At 52.0% G+C, this 17661-nt stretch carries 14 protein-coding genes; 12 read left to right on the plus strand and 2 right to left on the minus strand.

The genetic code is table 11. From position 1 onward, the window contains the following. The first annotated feature begins 69 nt into the window (after nt 1–69). The 6 genes from JRJ22_RS10950 (at nt 70) to JRJ22_RS10975 (ending at nt 5251) form a co-directional block, all read left to right on the plus strand. Nucleotides 70–978: an EAL domain-containing protein gene (locus JRJ22_RS10950; RefSeq protein WP_206104477.1), complete on the plus strand. Its 909-nt coding sequence runs from the start codon at nt 70–72 to the stop codon at nt 976–978. Next, nucleotides 959–1927 (plus strand): GGDEF domain-containing protein, encoded by a 969-nt coding sequence (locus JRJ22_RS10955; protein ID WP_206104478.1) that lies wholly within the window; start codon nt 959–961, stop codon nt 1925–1927. The genes JRJ22_RS10950 and JRJ22_RS10955 overlap by 20 nt, the downstream gene beginning before the upstream one ends. A 115-nt stretch (nt 1928–2042) precedes the next feature. Next, nucleotides 2043–2486 carry a hypothetical protein gene (locus JRJ22_RS10960; RefSeq protein ID WP_206105086.1) on the plus strand — a complete coding sequence of 148 codons (444 nt, stop codon included), beginning with the start codon at nt 2043–2045 and terminating at the stop codon, nt 2484–2486. Nucleotides 2487–2809: 323 nt separating this feature from the next. Further along, nucleotides 2810–3709: a selenium metabolism-associated LysR family transcriptional regulator gene (locus tag JRJ22_RS10965; protein WP_206104479.1), complete on the plus strand. Its 900-nt coding sequence runs from the start codon at nt 2810–2812 to the stop codon at nt 3707–3709. A 39-nt stretch (nt 3710–3748) separates the two neighbouring features. Further along, nucleotides 3749–4315, plus strand: a complete 567-nt coding sequence (locus tag JRJ22_RS10970) for a GNAT family N-acetyltransferase (RefSeq protein WP_206104480.1) — start codon at nt 3749–3751, stop codon at nt 4313–4315. A gap of 27 nt (nt 4316–4342) precedes the next feature. Next, the gene (locus JRJ22_RS10975) at nt 4343–5251 is read left to right on the plus strand and encodes a PHP domain-containing protein (protein WP_206104481.1); all 909 of its coding nucleotides are present in this window, start codon (nt 4343–4345) and stop codon (nt 5249–5251) included. Nucleotides 5252–5417: 166 nt separating this feature from the next. Here the strand turns inward: JRJ22_RS10975 and JRJ22_RS10980 are convergent, their stop codons facing one another. Then, the gene (locus tag JRJ22_RS10980; RefSeq protein WP_206104482.1) at nt 5418–7286 is read right to left on the minus strand and encodes an Rqc2 family fibronectin-binding protein; all 1869 of its coding nucleotides are present in this window, start codon (nt 7284–7286) and stop codon (nt 5418–5420) included. Nucleotides 7287–7478: 192 nt separating this feature from the next. Here JRJ22_RS10980 and JRJ22_RS10985 point away from each other — a divergent pair, with 192 nt between their 5' ends. The 5 genes from JRJ22_RS10985 to JRJ22_RS11005 all read left to right on the plus strand — a co-directional run bounded on the left by JRJ22_RS10985 (nt 7479) and on the right by JRJ22_RS11005 (nt 15349). Beyond that, nucleotides 7479–10298 (plus strand): calcium-translocating P-type ATPase, SERCA-type, encoded by a 2820-nt coding sequence (locus JRJ22_RS10985; RefSeq protein ID WP_206104483.1) that lies wholly within the window; start codon nt 7479–7481, stop codon nt 10296–10298. Between the two features lie 76 nt (nt 10299–10374). Beyond that, the gene (dapF, locus tag JRJ22_RS10990) at nt 10375–11211 is read left to right on the plus strand and encodes a diaminopimelate epimerase (RefSeq protein ID WP_206104484.1); all 837 of its coding nucleotides are present in this window, start codon (nt 10375–10377) and stop codon (nt 11209–11211) included. A gap of 174 nt (nt 11212–11385) precedes the next feature. Continuing rightward, nucleotides 11386–13026, plus strand: a complete 1641-nt coding sequence (locus JRJ22_RS10995) for a spore germination protein (protein ID WP_232381106.1) — start codon at nt 11386–11388, stop codon at nt 13024–13026. 2 nt (nt 13027–13028) lie between these two features. Then, nucleotides 13029–14234: a Ger(x)C family spore germination protein gene (locus JRJ22_RS11000; protein ID WP_232381178.1), complete on the plus strand. Its 1206-nt coding sequence runs from the start codon at nt 13029–13031 to the stop codon at nt 14232–14234. Between the two features lie 14 nt (nt 14235–14248). Continuing rightward, nucleotides 14249–15349, plus strand: a complete 1101-nt coding sequence (locus JRJ22_RS11005) for a GerAB/ArcD/ProY family transporter (protein WP_206104487.1) — start codon at nt 14249–14251, stop codon at nt 15347–15349. Here JRJ22_RS11005 and JRJ22_RS11010 read toward each other — a convergent pair. Further along, entirely contained in the window at nt 15322–15579 is a 258-nt protein-coding gene (locus tag JRJ22_RS11010; RefSeq protein WP_206104488.1) for a hypothetical protein, read from the minus strand. The genes JRJ22_RS11005 and JRJ22_RS11010 overlap by 28 nt on opposite strands. A gap of 169 nt (nt 15580–15748) precedes the next feature. On the opposite strand from JRJ22_RS11010, the gene JRJ22_RS11015 reads away from it, so the two are divergent. Then, complete coding sequence (locus tag JRJ22_RS11015) at nt 15749–17623, plus strand: bifunctional homocysteine S-methyltransferase/methylenetetrahydrofolate reductase (protein ID WP_206104489.1); 1875 nt, start codon at nt 15749–15751, stop codon at nt 17621–17623. Nucleotides 17624–17661 lie beyond the last annotated feature (38 nt).

The following is a 17661-nucleotide window of genomic DNA, read 5'->3' on the forward strand; positions in this document are numbered from 1 at the left end:
TTAATACTTCCCATATATGCTTGTAAAAAGAGTGATAAAATTCACGAAGAAAAGTATATAGGTGATGAGATGAATAAACAGCGGACACTGTCCCACAAATTAGCGGTAATTCCCCAGTACCTCCAGCATTTAAACGGCAGGCTCAAAGGGGAAGTCAAAGAACTAGGCCAATTATCCGCATTGCTGGATATTATGAATAATGAACGTCTGGATACGTTTTTCCAGCCGATTCTTCAGCTGCGAACCGGGCGGACACTCGGGCATGAAGTACTTAACAGGCCCCCTGCTTCGATGCATTTCCCGACTACCGAGCATTTTTATGAGTTTGCCGGACGGACGGAGCAGATGTACAGGTTCGAACAAAATTGCCGCAGGATGTCATTTACGCGGTATATGGAAAGGCTGCCGAGGACGGAGGCCGGGAGCGGTAAGCTTGTTTTTGTTAATGTCCATCCGGGGGTGTTGGATGACGCCCGCCATAAAAGCGGGGAAACACTAGCCTTGCTGCAGTCGCTGGGATTGTCCCCGGAGCGGATTGTTTTTGAGCTGACTGAACGGCAGGCGGTGCAGGATTATATCGGCTTTGAAAAGGTGTTGTCCCATTACCGTGAGCAGGGCTTCCGGATCGCTGTTGACGATGCGGGTTCCGGGTATAACAGCCTAAAAACGCTAGTCTATTTGAAACCGGAATTTATCAAGCTGGACAAATCGCTGATCCGTGGAATTCACGGCAGCCGGGAGCAGCAGGAGCTGCTGGAGCTGGTCAGGGAATATGCTGCACGCTCAGCAACCCGGGTAATCGCAGAAGGGATTGAAACGGCGGAGGAGCTGCTGTTTCTACAGCGGTCAGGCATCGATTTCGGACAGGGCTATGCGCTGGGCAGACCGGCACAGCTTCCGGTACAAGGAGCCTTGCCGCCGGGTTCCATTCAAGCTGCAGGAAGAGGAGGATACAGCTATGTTTCTTCAGATCGGTGAAATTGCTGAGCAGATACCGGAGATTTCCCCGCATCATAAATGCGAGTATGTAGATCAAATCTTCAAAACAAGCCCCCGGCTCCAGGGAGTGTGCGTTACTGAAAACGGACAAGCCGTAGCCTTGATCATGCGCATCCGTTTTTATCAGCAGATCGGCACTTTGTACGGTTATACGCTTTATATGGGCAGACCGGTGGAACTGGTTATGGACCGGAACCCGCTGGTGGTTGACTACAAGACACCGATTACTGAGGTCAGCCGATTAGCTATGGACAGAAGCGAGGAGCATCTATACGACTACGTGCTTGTAACACATGAAGAGCATTTATTCGGGGCGGTTAGCGTCCGTGATCTGCTGCTTAACTTTGCCGAGATTCAGGCGGTTGCGGCCAGCTTTCTCAACCCGCTCACAGGTCTGCCCGGCAACCTCAGCATCAACGAATGGATGGTGAAGTCGCTTTTGCAGGAACAGTTCAGTGTGCTTTACATCGATCTGGATCACTTCAAAGCGTATAACGATACATACGGATTTAAAGAGGGCGACCGGATGATTCAGGCGGCAGCTGAGATACTGAAGCATTCAGCCCTGCAGCTGGAAGGGTTCCTGGGCCATATCGGCGGAGATGATTTTATCATCTTTATCAATAATTATCAGTATGAAGACTGCTGCAAGAGGATCATTAAAGAGTTCGAAATGGCTGTTAAAGGCTTCTATAACCCAGGTCATCTTGCACAGCAATATGTACTGGCGGAAACCCGCTCGGGGCGCATGGAAAAAATCCCGCTGGTCTCTATTTCCGTTGCTGTAGTGACAAACCGCTTCCGCCAGTTCGCAACGATCGAAGCCCTTTCCGAGGAAGCGGCGCGGGTTAAGAAAAGATGCAAAATGATCAAAGGCAGCAGCTATGTGGACGATTCTGACTTTGTTGCCAGCAGCTCCGGCAACTAACACAGGCAGTTCTCTGCGGCGGAGTAGGGTTAGTACGCTTGAACAAGCTGCGTCTATGCGGTAATATTGACAACAATAAGAGCATGCTAGACCCTTTCGGTGGAGAGTGATGAGAATGCATGGCAAAGGGCTGGAGTCGTGGGGGGCGTTCGAACCCTTCCACATCATGCTGAATGATTACAGGGTCGCTGATATCGTGATAACTTCTCATGCCCAGAGCCGCTATTTGGACCGGGTAAGCCAAGGCGAAGGCAACGGCACTAGTGGAGAGATTGGCGCATGGTTGTGGCAATGTCTGAAACAGAACCGGATAAAGCCATATTTGCAGAGCAAATACAACGCGTTCCTGATAGATGAGGATACCGTTGTGATTGCAGAGTTCAAGCAGCTGGAAGGCGTCACCAGCCTTTCCGGACGTCCGCTGCATATCATGGTCATCATATCCTTTCTGGGGCGGATCTCAGCGACTCCACAACTGCGGGATTTGCAGACGTATTATTCCAGGCTGCGGAATTCCCGCCGGATGAAGCTGATGAAGAAGCGCCGCAAACGCAGATAGTGCACAGCGATTTACAAAGAAGGCATGCGGCTGAGGCTGCATGTTCTTTTTTTGAGAGGAAGTCTCTACTGAAAGTTAAAATGAATTGCTATTTTTGCTGAACTAAAGAACTGCCAATGGCAGAAGTAGCGGAGGTGAAGTTTGGAACTGTAGGAGCGTTAGCGATCGCCTTTATGTTTGGATTTCAACCGTGGACAACGGTTTTAATCAGGAAATCCAAACATAACAGCGACCGGAAATCCAAACATTCACCGCAGTCCACGACCGAAGTTGGTTGGATATAAAAAGTTCTGCTAATGTAGCAATGAAGGAGTCCTGAACGCATGAATTTTCATCAGTTACATATTTTTTATACCGTTTCCGAACAGGGAAGCTTCTCGGCTGCGGCCCAGAGATTGCATATGACACAGCCTGCCGTGACCATGCAGGTGCAGGCGCTGGAGGATTATTTTGGTGCCAAGCTATTCGACCGCTCCAGTAAAAAAATCGTCCTCTCCGAAGCAGGGCAAGTCCTTCTGCCTTATGCACGGCGGAGTATCCAGCTGATCCGGGAGGCAGATCAGGCCATGTCGGCGTTCACTCATATGCTGGAAGGGCGGCTGCAGCTGGGTGCCAGCCTGACGATTGGCGAGTATGTGCTTCCGCGGCTGCTCGGGCCATTCGGTAAAGCCTATCCGAATATCTCTATTATGATGAAGGTGATGAACACTTCGCAGATCATAGAGGAGATTCATAAGCATCAGCTGAATTTCGGGCTGATTGAGGCCCCGGTATCGCATCCGGCGATGGTATTTGAACCGGTCATGGGCGATGAGCTGAAGCTAATCGTTCCCTGGGAGCATCCGTTAGCGGACCAGGAGGAGGTTACGCTGGCTGAAGCGCTGCAGTATCCGTTCGTGCTGCGTGAACAAGGGTCGGGAACCCGTAGGGTGATGGAGGAGCAAATGCTGGACAAAGGGCTGGATCCGGGAGCAATGCGGGTGGTGATGGAGCTGGGCAGCACCGGGGCTGTTAAGTCAGCTGTGGAAACCGGACTAGGCATCACGATTATCTCAGCTTCTTCGGTCAAGCATGAGGTCACTCTGGGGTTGCTGAAAATTGTGAATATTTCAGATGCCTCTTTTAAACGGCAATTCTATGCGATTCATCTGAAATCAACGCTGCTTCCAATCTCGGCGGTCACCTTTCTGACTTTTCTGCGTGAGCATACGGATGAATGGTAATATTCTGAAATGTATATAACATAGGGGGGAGTCGGAGGAATGGCTGTATTCGTGCGGGGAGAAAAGGTTGTACTGCGGGATCTGACCGAAAGCGATATACGTAAAATCTATTATTACTACTATGAGGCAGAAGACCAGGAGTTTCAGCGCTGGGACGGACCCTATGAACCGCTGGAAGAGCTGAGCTATGAACAATTCGCCGGGAAATATCAGGGGGCATTAGCCCTTGCTGGAACGGATGAACCCCGGAACCGGCTGATTATTGAAATCGATGGTGAGCTAAAAGGTACGGTCGGCAGATACTGGGTGTCGGAGGCTACGAACTGGTTCGAAATCGGCATCGTTATTTTTGACTCCCGGTACTGGTCAGGCGGTTACGGAACTGAGGCGTTCAAAATGTGGATGGCCTATCTATTTAATTCGCTTGATACCGTACGCCTCGGTATAGGCACCTGGTCCGGCAACGTCCGGATGATGGGTCTGGCTGCTAAATGCGGTATGGTAGAAGAGGCGCGTGTCCGTAAAGCACGTATCGTGCGGGGCGAGTATTATGATGCCATCAAAATGGGGATTCTTCGTGAAGAATGGGAGTCGGCAGACAAATAATAAATCTTGGGAACGGAGGTGGCAGTTATGGGGAACCAGCAGGATGATAATTTGTTAAAAGAGGACATTAAGTCTGAACTGCAGGGGCGCGCTGATTTGCATACGCATTCTCAAGCATCGGACGGCATGCAGCCGCCAGCGGAGAATGTACGGATTGCCTATACCAAGGGGTTGTCGGCTGTAGCGATTACTGATCATGATACGGTCAGCGGTGTTGCTGAGGCGATAGAAGAAGGCTTGAAACTTGGAATTACAGTAGTTCCAGGCGTTGAGATCAGTACCCGTGCTGAAGGCAAGGAAATCCATGTACTGGGATATTATGTAGATTTCGAGCAGGAGCGGTTTCTCTCACGGCTTGCAGCACAGCGAGATACCCGGGCGGCCCGGAACGAAGCGATTATCGCTAAACTGCGCGGGCTTGGCATAGAGATTACACTGGAGCAGGTTATAGCTAATCTGGGCCGCGAATTAAAGCCGGATGAGAGCGTCGGGCGGCCGCATATCGCCGATGAGCTGGTGCGGCTGGGAGTGGTGGCGGATATGCGTGCTGCGTTCGATCAATATCTGGCAGACGGTGCGGCAGCCTATGTATCTCCTCCGCGCATAACGCCGGAAGAAGCCTGCACGTGGATCCTTGAAGCTGGGGGGACCCCGGTGCTGGCTCATCCCGGTATATACGGTGATGATGAACTGGTGCGGAGGATTATTGCCCGTAGCAGCCTTGGCGGTATTGAAGCTTATCATTCCGATCATGGTCCGGAAGATGAAGCCCGCTATGAATCAATGGCTGAAGAATTTGGGCTGCTGGTTACCGGCGGGTCGGATTTCCATGGTGCGCGTCAAGGTGTCATCTTCCATGGCGATTTGGGCAGTGTGAGTGTTCCGGTGGCTGTGCTGGAGCAGCTCCGGAATCGGGCGGAAGGCAACCGCAAATAACGATGATGGGCGGCACAAGATCGATGTGCCGCCCTTTCTATGAAACTTCCACCTGCTCTATGACCGGCAGCAGACAAAACCCCCGTAAGGCTGGACGAGAAATCGTCGCAGTTATACGGGGGTTTTTATAGAAGGTCAGAATTAATGGAGCTTAGCTATTCTTTAGTTAGCTCCGCAGAACATTAGGGAGGCTTTTAATCCGCTCCTCATCCGGTGTGACAAACAGCGTCTTCTGATGATCGTAGATGACGAAGCCGGGTTTAGCGCCGCTCGGCTTGCGGACATGACGGATTAGCGTGCAGTCTACAGGGACGCTGCTTGATTGCTTAGCCTGGCTGTAATAAGCAGCAAGCTGTGCCGCTTCCTCCAGTGTGGCGTCGCCGAACTCTTCGCTGCGGATTACGACATGCGAGCCCGGAATGTCTTTGGTGTGCAGCCAGGTGTCATTGGCCGAGGCCAGCCGGTTCGTGACGTACTCATTCTGCAAATTGTTTTTGCCGACATAAATGTCCACACCTTCTGAGGAAGTATAGACCTGCAGGGTCGGACGGGTCGATTTTTTTTTCTTTTTGCCTTTTTTACTGCGGTCGCGCAAATAGCCCTGATTCACCAGCTCATCGCGGATTTCCTCGATATCATTGAGGGAGGCATGCTCCAGCTGCTGCAGCAGCATTTCCATATAAATGATTTCTTCATTTGTTTTGATCCTTTGCTCCTCAATCACTAGCAGGCTGTTCTTATACTTGTTGTATTTCTTGAAATAGCGCTGTGCATTATCCGATGGTGTAAGCAGCGGGTCGAGCGGGATGGTAATCTCGGCCTGGTTCTCATCATAATAATTGACCAGTTTTGCTTCTTTATCGCCTTTGGATACGGTATGCAGGGAAGCAAAAAGCAGCTCCCCCCAGATCCGGTACTGGTCTGCGTCATCCGCTTCGGCCAGATCCTTCTGGAGCTTGGCCAGCTTCTTCACATTTTTACTGCGTTCGTTGCTGAGGAAACGGATCAGGTCGCTTACCCGCTGCTTCACCGTGTCCCGCTCCGCTTTATCTCCGTAATAATCCTCCAGGCACGCGCTAATTGAGCTGTAGTGCTTGGCGTCACCGCCAAGTGAAGTCAGCGGAATGGCTGAAAAGACTGGCTTGCCTTTGGCATTATAGCCTGTAACGGGAGAGAACTGAAACTCTCTTACCGGCGACATGATAGAGTCAAAAGCAGCCCATAGCTGAGCTGGATCAGCCGTACCGCCCGCATTATGCCGCCAGCCGGCTCTCAGCAGGATCTCACCGGCGATGAGCGGACTCATTCCGCTGAACGCATGAACCATCCAGCCCATTGGGTCTACGGAAGGTGCCGGACCTCCGCTGCCGTCCGCCTTCGGTTCTTCCAGGGAACGCAGCAGCTCCGCAATGTCCCCCTCAATCATATCTTCGGGTTCTTCTTCCTCGCTGCCAGCCAGCAGTGCAGCTTCTTCAGCAGATGCCATCAGGCGGATAAATTCCGCTTGCCCGACGGCCAGCGGATTCAGCTTATGCTGCTGCGGCGGTTCCATATACGCTGCTCCGGGCATCACAATACGATAGCTGCTGATCGACGGGGTTACATGGTGAATACCATCGATAATCGTACCGGTGGCAAGATCGGTGAGGATGATATTGCTGTGGCGGCCCATCAGCTCGATGATAATCTTTTTGGCGGATACATCTCCAAGCTCATCCCGGGTTCTGATCTGGATATGAATGATCCGCTCCATGCCTACCTGGGTGATGCTCTCTATGGTTCCGCCTTCGCAGTGCTTGCGCATCAGCATGCAGAACATCGGCGCTTCCGCCGGATTGACGCTGTTGCGATCGCTCAGGTGCAGGCGCGGATAGGTCGGATTGGCGGAGAGGAGCAGCTTTCCTCCGCCGCCTGCACCGCGCAGGATGAAAATAAGGTCGTGAGTGCTGGGTTGATATATTTTGCCGACGCGCGCACCAATAAAGGGTTGAAGTTCGTGCACGATCGCTCTGGTAACAATGCCGTCTAATGCCATGATAAAGCTCTCCTGTCGCAAAATGATAATATCCTACTCTCTATGATGCCATACTTTAACACATTCGCGCAAAAGGAGAAGCGGCCAGGCAGTGATATTTTGGGACGACCATGAATACACTTGGTCATGAACAGGTGGAAAAGCTGTGCGCCGCCGGAAGTCAAGAAACGACCGGGAGGGGAAAGAAACGATATGGAACAAAAAAGCTGGCACCGGCTCGGTGCTGAGGAACTGCAGAAGATGTTCGGCGTTCATCCGGGAGCGGGCCTAAGCGGAGAGACGGCCGCGGAAAGACGCCAAGAGAGCGGGTACAACGAGCTGTCTGAAGGAAAAACTGTCTCGCCGCTGACCTTGCTGCTTAACCAGTTCAAGGACTTTATGGTGCTTGTGCTGATGGGGGCAACACTGGTCTCCGGCCTTCTGGGTGAATACCTGGACGCAATTACAATTGTCGCCATTATTCTGCTCAACGGGGTGCTTGGGTTTGTGCAGGAGTTCCGCGCCGAGCGTTCACTGCGGGCGCTGAAGCAGCTCTCTGCACCGAGTGCAAAGGTACTGCGTGACGGCAAACAGGAAGTGATCCCGGCCAGAATGCTCGTTCCGGGCGATATCGTGCTGCTGGAAAGCGGTGACCGGGTTCCGGCCGATGTCCGCTGGCTGGAGTGCAGCGCACTGTATGCTGAGGAGTCCGCATTGACTGGTGAATCACTGCCGGTCTCCAAACATGCGGAAGCCATTCATGCCGAAGAGCTGCCGCTAGGGGATCAGAAAAATATCGGCTTCATGGGCACGATGGTCACTCGCGGGACGGGCAAAGCCCTCGTTGTTCGTACGGGTATGGATACTGAGATGGGAAAGATCGCAGATCTGATCCAGAATACCGAGTCCCAGGAAACGCCTCTGCAGCACCGGCTGGAGCAGCTCGGGAAAATCCTGATTTATGTCTCGCTCGGCCTGACAATCGTTGTTGTGCTTGCCGGAATTCTGCATGGTCAGCCAGCAGCTGCGATGTTCCTCGCCGGTGTAAGCCTTGCGGTAGCAGCTATTCCTGAAGGTTTGCCGGCCATTGTCACCATCGCGCTGGCGCTGGGAGTGCAGCGGATGATCAAACGTAAGGCTATCGTCCGCAAGCTGCCTTCGGTGGAGACGCTGGGCTGCGCTTCTGTCATCTGCTCGGATAAGACAGGGACGCTGACTCAGAATAAGATGACCGTGACGCGGATCTGGAATGCCGGCCGCAGCCTGGAGGTGACCGGTGAAGGTTATGCGCCAAGCGGGCACGTTCTGCAGAAGGGCAAACCAGTCGACCTGAAAGCTGACCAGAGTCTGCGCCGCTTGCTGCAGATCGGTGCACTCTGCAGCAATGCTGAAATCGTTGAGACCTTCCCCGGAGAAATGCGCGGCAAGCGCAAGGGGAAGGAAAAGGGTGAGGAGACGGAAAAGGCGCTTAAGGGCCAGTCGGTATGGGAGCTCAAGGGTGACCCGACCGAAGGAGCCCTGGTGGCTCTGTCCTCCAAAATGGGACTTACCGCGCAATCCCTCGCGGTTACTTATGCCAGAGAGCAGGAATTCCCGTTCGATTCGGAACGAAAGCTTATGTCTGTCATTGTCAGCCATCCCGGCGGACGGATGATCTGCACCAAAGGGGCGCCGGATGTTCTGTTAAATTGCTGCTCCTATATGCTATGGGAGGGCGGAGTTGTACCATGCACTCCGACACTTCGCCAAAAGGTGCTTGAGGCGAATGAGGAAATGGCCTCTGGCGCCTTGAGGGTGCTCGGCATGGCTTACCGCGACGTCCGCTCAGGTGAAGTGGTAGGCAGTGAAAAGGAAGCGGAAAGCCAGCTGGTCTTTGTCGGACTGGCCGGAATGATTGACCCGCCGCGTCGTGAGGTGCGCGATGCAATCAGCATTACCCGCCGGGCGGGCATCAAAACAGTGATGATAACAGGCGACCACGGAACGACAGCAGAAGCCATTGCACATCAGCTCGGCATTCTGCAGCGCGGAGGAACTGTGCTGACCGGCAGCCAGCTGACCCGGATGGACGATGATGCGCTGGATAAGATCTCGGATAATGTCTACGTCTATGCCCGTGTATCCCCTGAACATAAGCTGCGGATTGTGAAATCACTGCAGCGGCGCGGACATGTGGTGGCAATGACCGGAGACGGGGTTAATGATGCACCTGCGATCAAAGCGGCGGATATCGGGATTTCCATGGGGATCACCGGTACCGATGTTACTAAGGAGGCTTCGGCGCTGATCCTTGGTGATGATAATTTCTCGACCATCGTTGCTGCGATAGAGGAAGGGCGGAATATTTATGAAAATATCCGCAAATTCATCCGCTATTTGCTGGCTTCCAATGTCGGTGAGATTCTGACCATGTTCTTTGCGATGATGCTGGGCCTGCCGCTGCCGCTTGTGCCGATCCAGATTCTCTGGGTGAATCTGGTCACGGACGGACTGCCGGCCATGGCGCTGGGTGTCGATCAGCCGGAGAAGGACCTGATGGAGCATAAGCCGCGCGGCGCGAAGGAAAATATCTTTGCCCGCCGGCTGGGCTGGAAAATTATCAGCCGCGGACTGCTGATTGGTCTCTGCACATTAGGTGCCTTCTGGATGACCCTGAGGATTGATCCGGGCAGTGCACAGCAGCTGATCCGCGCGCAGTCGGTTGCTTTTGCCACACTGGTAATGGCGCAGCTTATCCATGTATTTGACTGCCGCAGCTCCCGATCCGTGTTCCACCGCAACCCGTTACAGAATAAATATCTTGTTCTTGCCGTATTGTCATCTGTACTCTTAATGCTGGTTGTTATGTATCTGCCGCTACTGCAGCCGGTGTTCAAGACCGTACCGCTGAACTTCCGCGAATGGTGCCTCGTATTCGTAAGCGCGGGTATTCCTACATTCCTTATGGGAGCGGGCAGCGTATGGGGCGGTAAAAAGAACCGCAGCCGCAGCGGCGGGCGGACGATGATAAAAAGTACAAAAATTTCAGCATAAAATCAATAGCATCGGTCCTCTCCTTAAGGTATGCTTGTTTCACAAGAATACAAAACTTTTAGGAGTGGACCTTTCAATGGAATTCACAAAAATGCATGGCCTCGGCAATGATTTTATAATCGTATTTGGTGAACAGGAGCTGCCCGGCAATGCTGCGGAGCTGGCAGTTAAACTCTGCAACCGGTTCTTCGGTATCGGTGCCGACGGACTGGTGTACATCCTTCCGTCCGAACGCGGAGATTATATGATGCGCATTATGAACTCGGATGGCTCAGAAGCTGAACAGTGCGGAAACGCAATCCGTTGTGTATCCAAGTATGTGTATGAGCATGGTCTGGTGGAGTCAGAGGAGATTGTCATTGAAACGATCGGTGCCGGGGAACAAAAGGTATCCCTCACCGTGAAGGATGGCGTGGTTGAGACAGTTACTGTTGATATGGGTGAACCTGTATTGTCAGGAACACAGATTCCAGTGGCCATTGACGCCGAGCCGGTGCTGGATCAGCCGATTGAAGCGGATGGTACAGAATTCAAGTTCACAGCTGTATCGATGGGTAACCCGCATTGTGTGATTTATGTGGAAGATGCGGTATCCTTTGATCTTGCAACGTGGGGTCCGAAGCTTGAAGTTCATCCGTTGTTCCCGAGAAAAGTAAACGTAGAGTTTGCGACTGTTCTTGACCGCGGTCATGTTGATATGCGTGTCTGGGAACGCGGTGCGGGACCTACCCTGGCCTGCGGCACAGGAGCCTGCGCAACGCTGGTATCCTCTGTACTGAATGGTCTCACCGACCGCTGCGCTGTAATCAGCCTTAAAGGCGGTAATCTGTTTATTGAATGGAACGAGCAGGACAACCATGTGTATATGACCGGCCCGGCGCAGGTGGTATACACAGGTTCTGTAGAGATTTAAGCGAACAGATATTCAGCCTGCGCTTCTCACCGGCAGGAGATTTTCAAAAGGATGTCCAGCAAGCCGTTCAGGCTTGCAGGGCATCCTTTTGGCATTTCGGGCGATCAAAGGCAGCCGAATAATGGCAGGTCGATCCGTGAATAATAAGGAGCAGCATAAGAAAGGGTGAGTCTGGTGGATACAAAGCGACGTACAGGCAGACAACTGAGATCTGCTGATTCTGCAGGTTCCGGCAGCAGATTATCAGGGTTGTCAGAGAATCTGGCTGAGAGTATCAGGAACGTCCGGAGTGAGCTTGGCAACAGTCCTGACCTGAAGGTGCGGAAAGTTGAGATTGGCGGAGACCGTCCGGTACAGGCTGCGGCTGTCCATCTCAGCGGACTGGCGGATAAGACTTCCGTTAATGAATTTGTAGTCGGGTCACTTCTGTTGAATTCGGATGGGCCTCAGGACAGCCAAGATCATCCTCCAGATCTCCCCGCGCTGCTAATGAGCCGTATTCTGGAAATTGGTGAAGCGGAGGTCCAGGAGGAATGGAACGATATTATACTGGCCGTACTCTCAGGGGATACTGCGATTCTGATTGAGGGCTATACACTGGCGATTATCTGTGCGACACAAGGCGGGGAAACGCGGTCCGTTGAGGAATCCTCTTCGCAGGTGGTGGTCCGCGGACCGAAGGACGGATTTGTGGAAGCGGTGGGCACTAATGTCTCTCTCATCCGCCGGCGGATTAAGTCCTCCAAGCTGCGACTGGAATACATGAAGCTTGGCAAGGAGACGCAGACCCATGTGGCTATGATGTATATGAAAGACATAGCCGGTGAGGATCTGGTAGAGGAAGTGCGGCAGAGACTTAATAGGATTGCTCTAGATGAGCTGCTGGAATCGGGTTTCCTGGAGGAGCAGATACAGGATAAGACCTTCACACCTTTTCCGACTATCTATAATACGGAACGGCCGGATGTTGCTGCGGGCAATCTGCTGGAAGGCCGGATCGTTGTCATTGTGGACGGAACGCCGTTTGTGCTGATTCTACCTGCGGTGTTCACTCAATTTTTCCAGTCGGCAGAGGATTATGCCCAGCGGTTTGATATAGCCATTTTAATGCGGATTGTCAGATATGTCAGTTTTATTGTCCTGCTGCTGGGCCCTTCTGTATATATTGCATTCACTACTTATCATTATGAAATGATTCCGACAACACTATTGATTAACCTGCTCTCCCAGAGGGAAAATGTGCCCTTTCCGGCTTTTGTCGAGGCGCTGCTGATGGAAGGTGCTTTTGAAATCTTGCGTGAAGCCGGGGTACGCATGCCGCGCGCAATCGGCCAGACCGTCTCTGTCGTTGGTGCGCTCATTCTCGGTTCGGCGGTGGTGGAGGCAGGAATTATTACACCTATTATGGTTATCGTTATCGCGTTGACCGGAATAGCCAGCTTTGCTATTCCGGCATATAACATGGCGATTGCAGGGCGGATTATCCGGTTTGCTTTTCTCCTGCTGGCAGGAATGTTCGGGTTCTACGGCATCACGCTTGGCCTTATTGTACTGGTGGCGCATATGAACAGCCTGCGCTCCTTCGGCATACCCTATCTGTCGCCTTTTGTTTCACTGTCGGCGATGGATAAGAAGGACACTATTCTAAGGCTGCCGGTCTGGCTGATGGGGTCTGGCCAATCACCTCAGCAGATCCGCGAGGAGACGCCGGAGTTCAAGCGTGTAACGTCAGGTCATGAGTCGGAGCTGGCTCCGCTAATCAAGAAAAATGAAAACAGGAACAAGCAGCCGAAGGGTGAAGGAGAGACTGAGTGAAAATGAGACGCCTTTCTATTATGTTGCTGGCTGCTTTGCAGCTCCTGCTTCCGCTGGTTCTTACCGGCTGCTGGGATAGTGTTGAGTTAAACCGGCGGGCAATCGTTTCCGGTGTGGCGATCGACCGGGGGGAAGGAGAGACCGAGAAGTATATGGTTTCCTTTCAGGTTATTATCGCCGAAGAAATTTCTGGTGAGAACGCACGCGGGATTTCACCCGTTGCTCTGTATACGGGGAAGGGCCGGACCATGTTTGAGGCGCTGGCTAATGCCTCTCGGCAAACAGCCCGCTTCTTATCGCTTGGACATGTACGGGTCCTGGTTATTTCTGAAAAACTGGCGCGGGAAGGAATTAAGGATATGATGGATGTGCTGGAACGGGAGAGCGACACCCGGCTTACCAGCCTGATTTTTGTTGCCAAAGGACAGCCTGCAAGTGAACTCATGTCTACAATGACCGTGTTCAGCAAAATCCCCGCCAATGATCTGGTCGAGAAGCTTGAAACAACCTCGAAGCAGTTCGGCTACAATTACCGGATGGAAGTGGATGATGTAATCAGAGGCATTCAGCTCAGAGGTGGAGGTCCGGTGATCAACGGGGTATTTACCGACGGAAACCGGGAGAAGGCGGATAGTAACGATAATCTGAAGACAATTGTTCCACAGGCAATCCTGAAGGTATCTGAGCTGGCAGCTTTTAAGGGTGATAAGTTAAAGGGCTGGCTTAAGGGGGATACCGCGCTGGGCACTGTTCTTCTTCACAACAAAATCAAGGAATATCCTGTGGTTATCACGCATTCTCAGGGCGGCTATATTGCTTTTAATGTGTATCATTCCCAGCTGAGGATTAAGGTAGCAGCCAAAGATCCGGAGCACCCGGTGTTCACTGTGACAATTAGCCAGCAGGTTTCGATCAAAGAAAATGCCAATGCGCTAAACTTGGTCTCTCCGGTAACAGTCGCGGATTTATCGTCACATGTGATTAAGGATACGACCAGAAAAATTAAAGAAGCGATTGAAACGGCCAGGAAGTACAACAGTGATTATGTGGGATTTGGACAAGCGATGGAGCGGGAAAACCCGCAGGGCTGGAAAAAAGTGAAGAAACACTGGGAGGATATTTTTGCGGATTGTGAATACAGAATTGAGGCAGATGCAGTGATCAGACATACCGATATGCGGAGCAACTCGTTTCAGGTGAATCCGTAGAGCAGGGGGACAAAATGGGAAAGGTTAAGATTGGCTTGCTACAGTTTTTCACTTTAACAGTGCTGTTTGAGCTGGGGACAGCGCTTGTTGTCAATCTGGGCATGAGTGCCGGCAGGGACGCTTGGATGTCGATTCTGATCGGATGTCTGACAGGGCTGGTCATGTTTGCGGGGTACGTTTATTTGTACCGGAAGCATCCGGACATGCCTTTCACGGCATACACCCGGAAACTGCTGGGCACAACGGTTGGCACACCAGTTGCGGTAATGTACATTGTTCTATATTTGAATTTGGCGGGCCGCGATCTGCGTGACGGCAGCACGATGCTCGCTATGGCTACAATGCATAACACACCTCTCTTTATCCTTAGTATGCTGATGATTTTATCCGGTGCCTATGTGCTGCACAAGGGTCTGGAGGTACTCACGAGAACATCGCTTATGTTCGCTGTAATCGTCCTGCTGATCGGCGTATTCAGCCTGATCTTGCTGATTTTGTCCGGTTCAATAAAACTTCTGCGGCTGCTTCCGGTTCTGGAGAACGGGATCGGGCCGGTGATGGATTCCGTTGTACACCAGAATTATATGTTTCCGTTCGGTGAAATGATTTGCTTTACAATGCTTATGCCTTATCTGTCTGATGTCAAAAAAGGGCCTTGGGTTATCGCGGCAGGTATGCTGATATCCGCTCTGCTGCTCAGCGCTACCATGGCTCTTAATATATCGGTGCTTGGGGCAGATATCGTGGAGCGTTCACCCCTGCCGCTGATGCCGACCATCAGTAAGATCTCGATCTCGGATTTTATCCAGCGGGTTGACATTTTTGTAGTCATGGTGCTGATCATTGGTGTGTTTTTCAAAGTGTCGGTTTTCTTCGCGGCTGCGCTAATCGGTATTTCCGAATTGTTCAACCTTCCGTACCGGAGAATGGTATATCCTGTTACGCTGATTATCCTGTTTACTTCTATGCTTGATGCCCGCAGTTTCACTGAACATCTGAATGAAGGCGGAAGACTCCTGTACACGGTCTATCCGCTGTTTATGATTGTTATTCCGGTTATTCTGATTATTGTAACTGCCATACGAAGCTACTTTTCGGCGCCCCGGCCGGGCTGAGAGCCGCGTATCCAATAGATGGCATCCGGAATAATAAGACATAACAACATAACGGAGGCAGCCAGCTTTTCCGAGGCCGTATAAAGCAGATAGTTGAGTATATAGCCGATGTTATTTAGCCCATATCCGAACAGCCAGTCGTTAAGGTAAAGATACAGCAGTGAAAGTACTGATAGGAAGAGGATCGCAGTGTACTTGCGGAGCAGGAGCTTACGGTTTCTTTTTTTCAATCAAAACAGTCCTTTCCTGGTGATTAAGACTAGTATGAATCATTTCCTGGACCGCCATGCAGATCCGGGCACGGCGAGGGAGTGCTTTTGCGTTAGGAATGCTTATCATCCATCCCGATTTATGTTACATTAGTATGAAACTAATGACAGAATAGGGGAGGTTCTTGCGGTGAAGCCGGATTTGCGCTCTGCATGGAAGAATAACGTGTTGGTCGGAGACGGAGCGATGGGAACTTTTTTATATCAGAAAGGCTTCCCTGTCGGCATCTCCTATGAAGAATTAAACCTGACCTCTCCAGAGGTCATTGAAGATGTGCACCGCAGTTATATTGAAGCTGGGGCGGTGCTGCTGGAGAGCAATACGTACTCTGCCAACTATGATAAGCTGTCCAAGTTTGGCCTTGAGGCCAAGGTGGCGGAGATCAACCGTGCCGGTGTACGGATAGCCCGGCATGCCGCCGGTGAAACCGGATATGTTGTCGGTGCGGTAGGCTCGATCCGTGCTGGTAAGCGTGCGAACCTGTCCAGCTCGGAGCTGAAGCGGTTTTATGCCCAGCAGTTTTCAGCGCTGCTTGAAGAGCAGCCGGACGGTATCATGCTGGAAACCTTCTATGATGTGGAGGAGCTGCATCTGGCGCTCAGATCGGTCCGTAAGCTCAGCGGGCTTCCGGTGATCTGCCAGCTGGCTGTGGATGAAACAGCACGCACGCTGGACGGATTAACACTGCCTGAGGCTTTTCAGGTTCTGGAGCAGGACGGGGCAGACATTATCGGCTTCAACTGCCGTACCGGACCAAACGGCATCAAGCGGGCATTGAAATCGCTGCAGGGAAGCCTTACACTGCCCGCTTCGGTATATCCTAATGCCGGTATCGCCGATTATGTGGACGGGCAATACCGTTACGGTGCATCCCCGGAATATTTTGGCCAGATGGCCCCGGTGTTTGCCGATATGGGCTGCCGGATTATTGGCGGGTGCTGCGGTACTACACCGCAGCATATCGCTGAAATTTCGTCAGCGCTTCGCGGATATGTTCCGCAGCCTATCCCGGAGCCGGCGGTGAAACGAAGCACAGAGAGTATTACGGTACATGAGCCTCTTGGGGAAGACAGAGACCGGAACGGCGGCGAACCGAACCTGGTTGATCTGGTTAAAGAGCGACATACTGTGATTGTAGAGCTGGACCCTCCGCGTGATCTCGATATCACCAAGTTTATGAAGGGTGCCGAAGCACTGCGCAGAGCAGGTGCTGATGCGCTGACGCTGGCCGATAATTCCCTGGCCGTGACCCGAATGAGCAACATGGCGCTCGGATCTCTGGTACAGACCCGTACCGGACTACGCCCCCTGGTCCATGTTGCCTGCCGTGACCGCAATCTAATCGGAACACAATCCCATCTGATGGGCTTTGATGCGCTGGGTATTGACCATGTGCTGGCTGTGACCGGAGATCCGGCAAGGTTCGGTGATTTACCGGGGTCCAGCTCGATTTACGATCTGACCTCCTTTGAGATCATCCGGATGATCAAGCAGCTCAACGACGGTATTGCCTTCTCGGGCAAACCGCTAAAGCAGAAGGCGAAATTTGTGATTGGGGCTGCTTTTAATCCGAATGTGAAGCATTTGGACAAGGCAGTGGAACGACTGGAGAAGAAAATCGCCTCAGGTGCTGATTATATTATGACTCAGCCGGTGTATGATCCGGAGCTGATTGCCCGCATTGCCAAAGCCACCGCACATCTGGATATTCCGATCTTCATCGGAATTATGCCGCTGGCGAGCGGCCGTAATGCCGAATATCTGCATAACGAAGTGCCCGGCATTCAGCTCTCGGACGAGGTGCGCAGACGTATGCAGGGACTTGAAGGAGAGACTGGCCGTGCGGAAGGTGTAGCTATAGCCAAAGAGCTGCTGGATGCAGCGACAGCACATTTTAACGGGATTTATTTAATGACACCTTTCATGTTCTATGATATGAGTGTACAGCTGCTGGAATATATTTGGACGAAGCAAGGACGCAAATTGTCCCCCTTGTTTCGGTAGTAATAATCAATTACAATAGTGTAATGGATGTGATTCCG

Origin of the sequence: Paenibacillus tianjinensis, from assembly GCF_017086365.1 — a bacterium.
Lineage (GTDB): Bacteria > Bacillota > Bacilli > Paenibacillales > Paenibacillaceae > Paenibacillus_AQ > Paenibacillus_AQ tianjinensis.

Coding starts and splice junctions, on each gene's coding strand:
- JRJ22_RS10950 (WP_206104477.1), top strand. CDS start 70: ATGAATAAACAGCGGACACTGTCCCACAAATTAGCGGTAATTCCCCAG.
- JRJ22_RS10955 (WP_206104478.1), top strand. CDS start 959: ATGTTTCTTCAGATCGGTGAAATTGCTGAGCAGATACCGGAGATTTCC.
- JRJ22_RS10960 (WP_206105086.1), top strand. CDS start 2,043: ATGCATGGCAAAGGGCTGGAGTCGTGGGGGGCGTTCGAACCCTTCCAC.
- JRJ22_RS10965 (WP_206104479.1), top strand. CDS start 2,810: ATGAATTTTCATCAGTTACATATTTTTTATACCGTTTCCGAACAGGGA.
- JRJ22_RS10970 (WP_206104480.1), top strand. CDS start 3,749: ATGGCTGTATTCGTGCGGGGAGAAAAGGTTGTACTGCGGGATCTGACC.
- JRJ22_RS10975 (WP_206104481.1), top strand. CDS start 4,343: ATGGGGAACCAGCAGGATGATAATTTGTTAAAAGAGGACATTAAGTCT.
- JRJ22_RS10980 (WP_206104482.1), bottom strand. CDS start 7,286: ATGGCATTAGACGGCATTGTTACCAGAGCGATCGTGCACGAACTTCAA.
- JRJ22_RS10985 (WP_206104483.1), top strand. CDS start 7,479: ATGGAACAAAAAAGCTGGCACCGGCTCGGTGCTGAGGAACTGCAGAAG.
- dapF (WP_206104484.1), top strand. CDS start 10,375: ATGGAATTCACAAAAATGCATGGCCTCGGCAATGATTTTATAATCGTA.
- JRJ22_RS11000 (WP_232381178.1), top strand. CDS start 13,029: ATGAGACGCCTTTCTATTATGTTGCTGGCTGCTTTGCAGCTCCTGCTT.
- JRJ22_RS11005 (WP_206104487.1), top strand. CDS start 14,249: ATGGGAAAGGTTAAGATTGGCTTGCTACAGTTTTTCACTTTAACAGTG.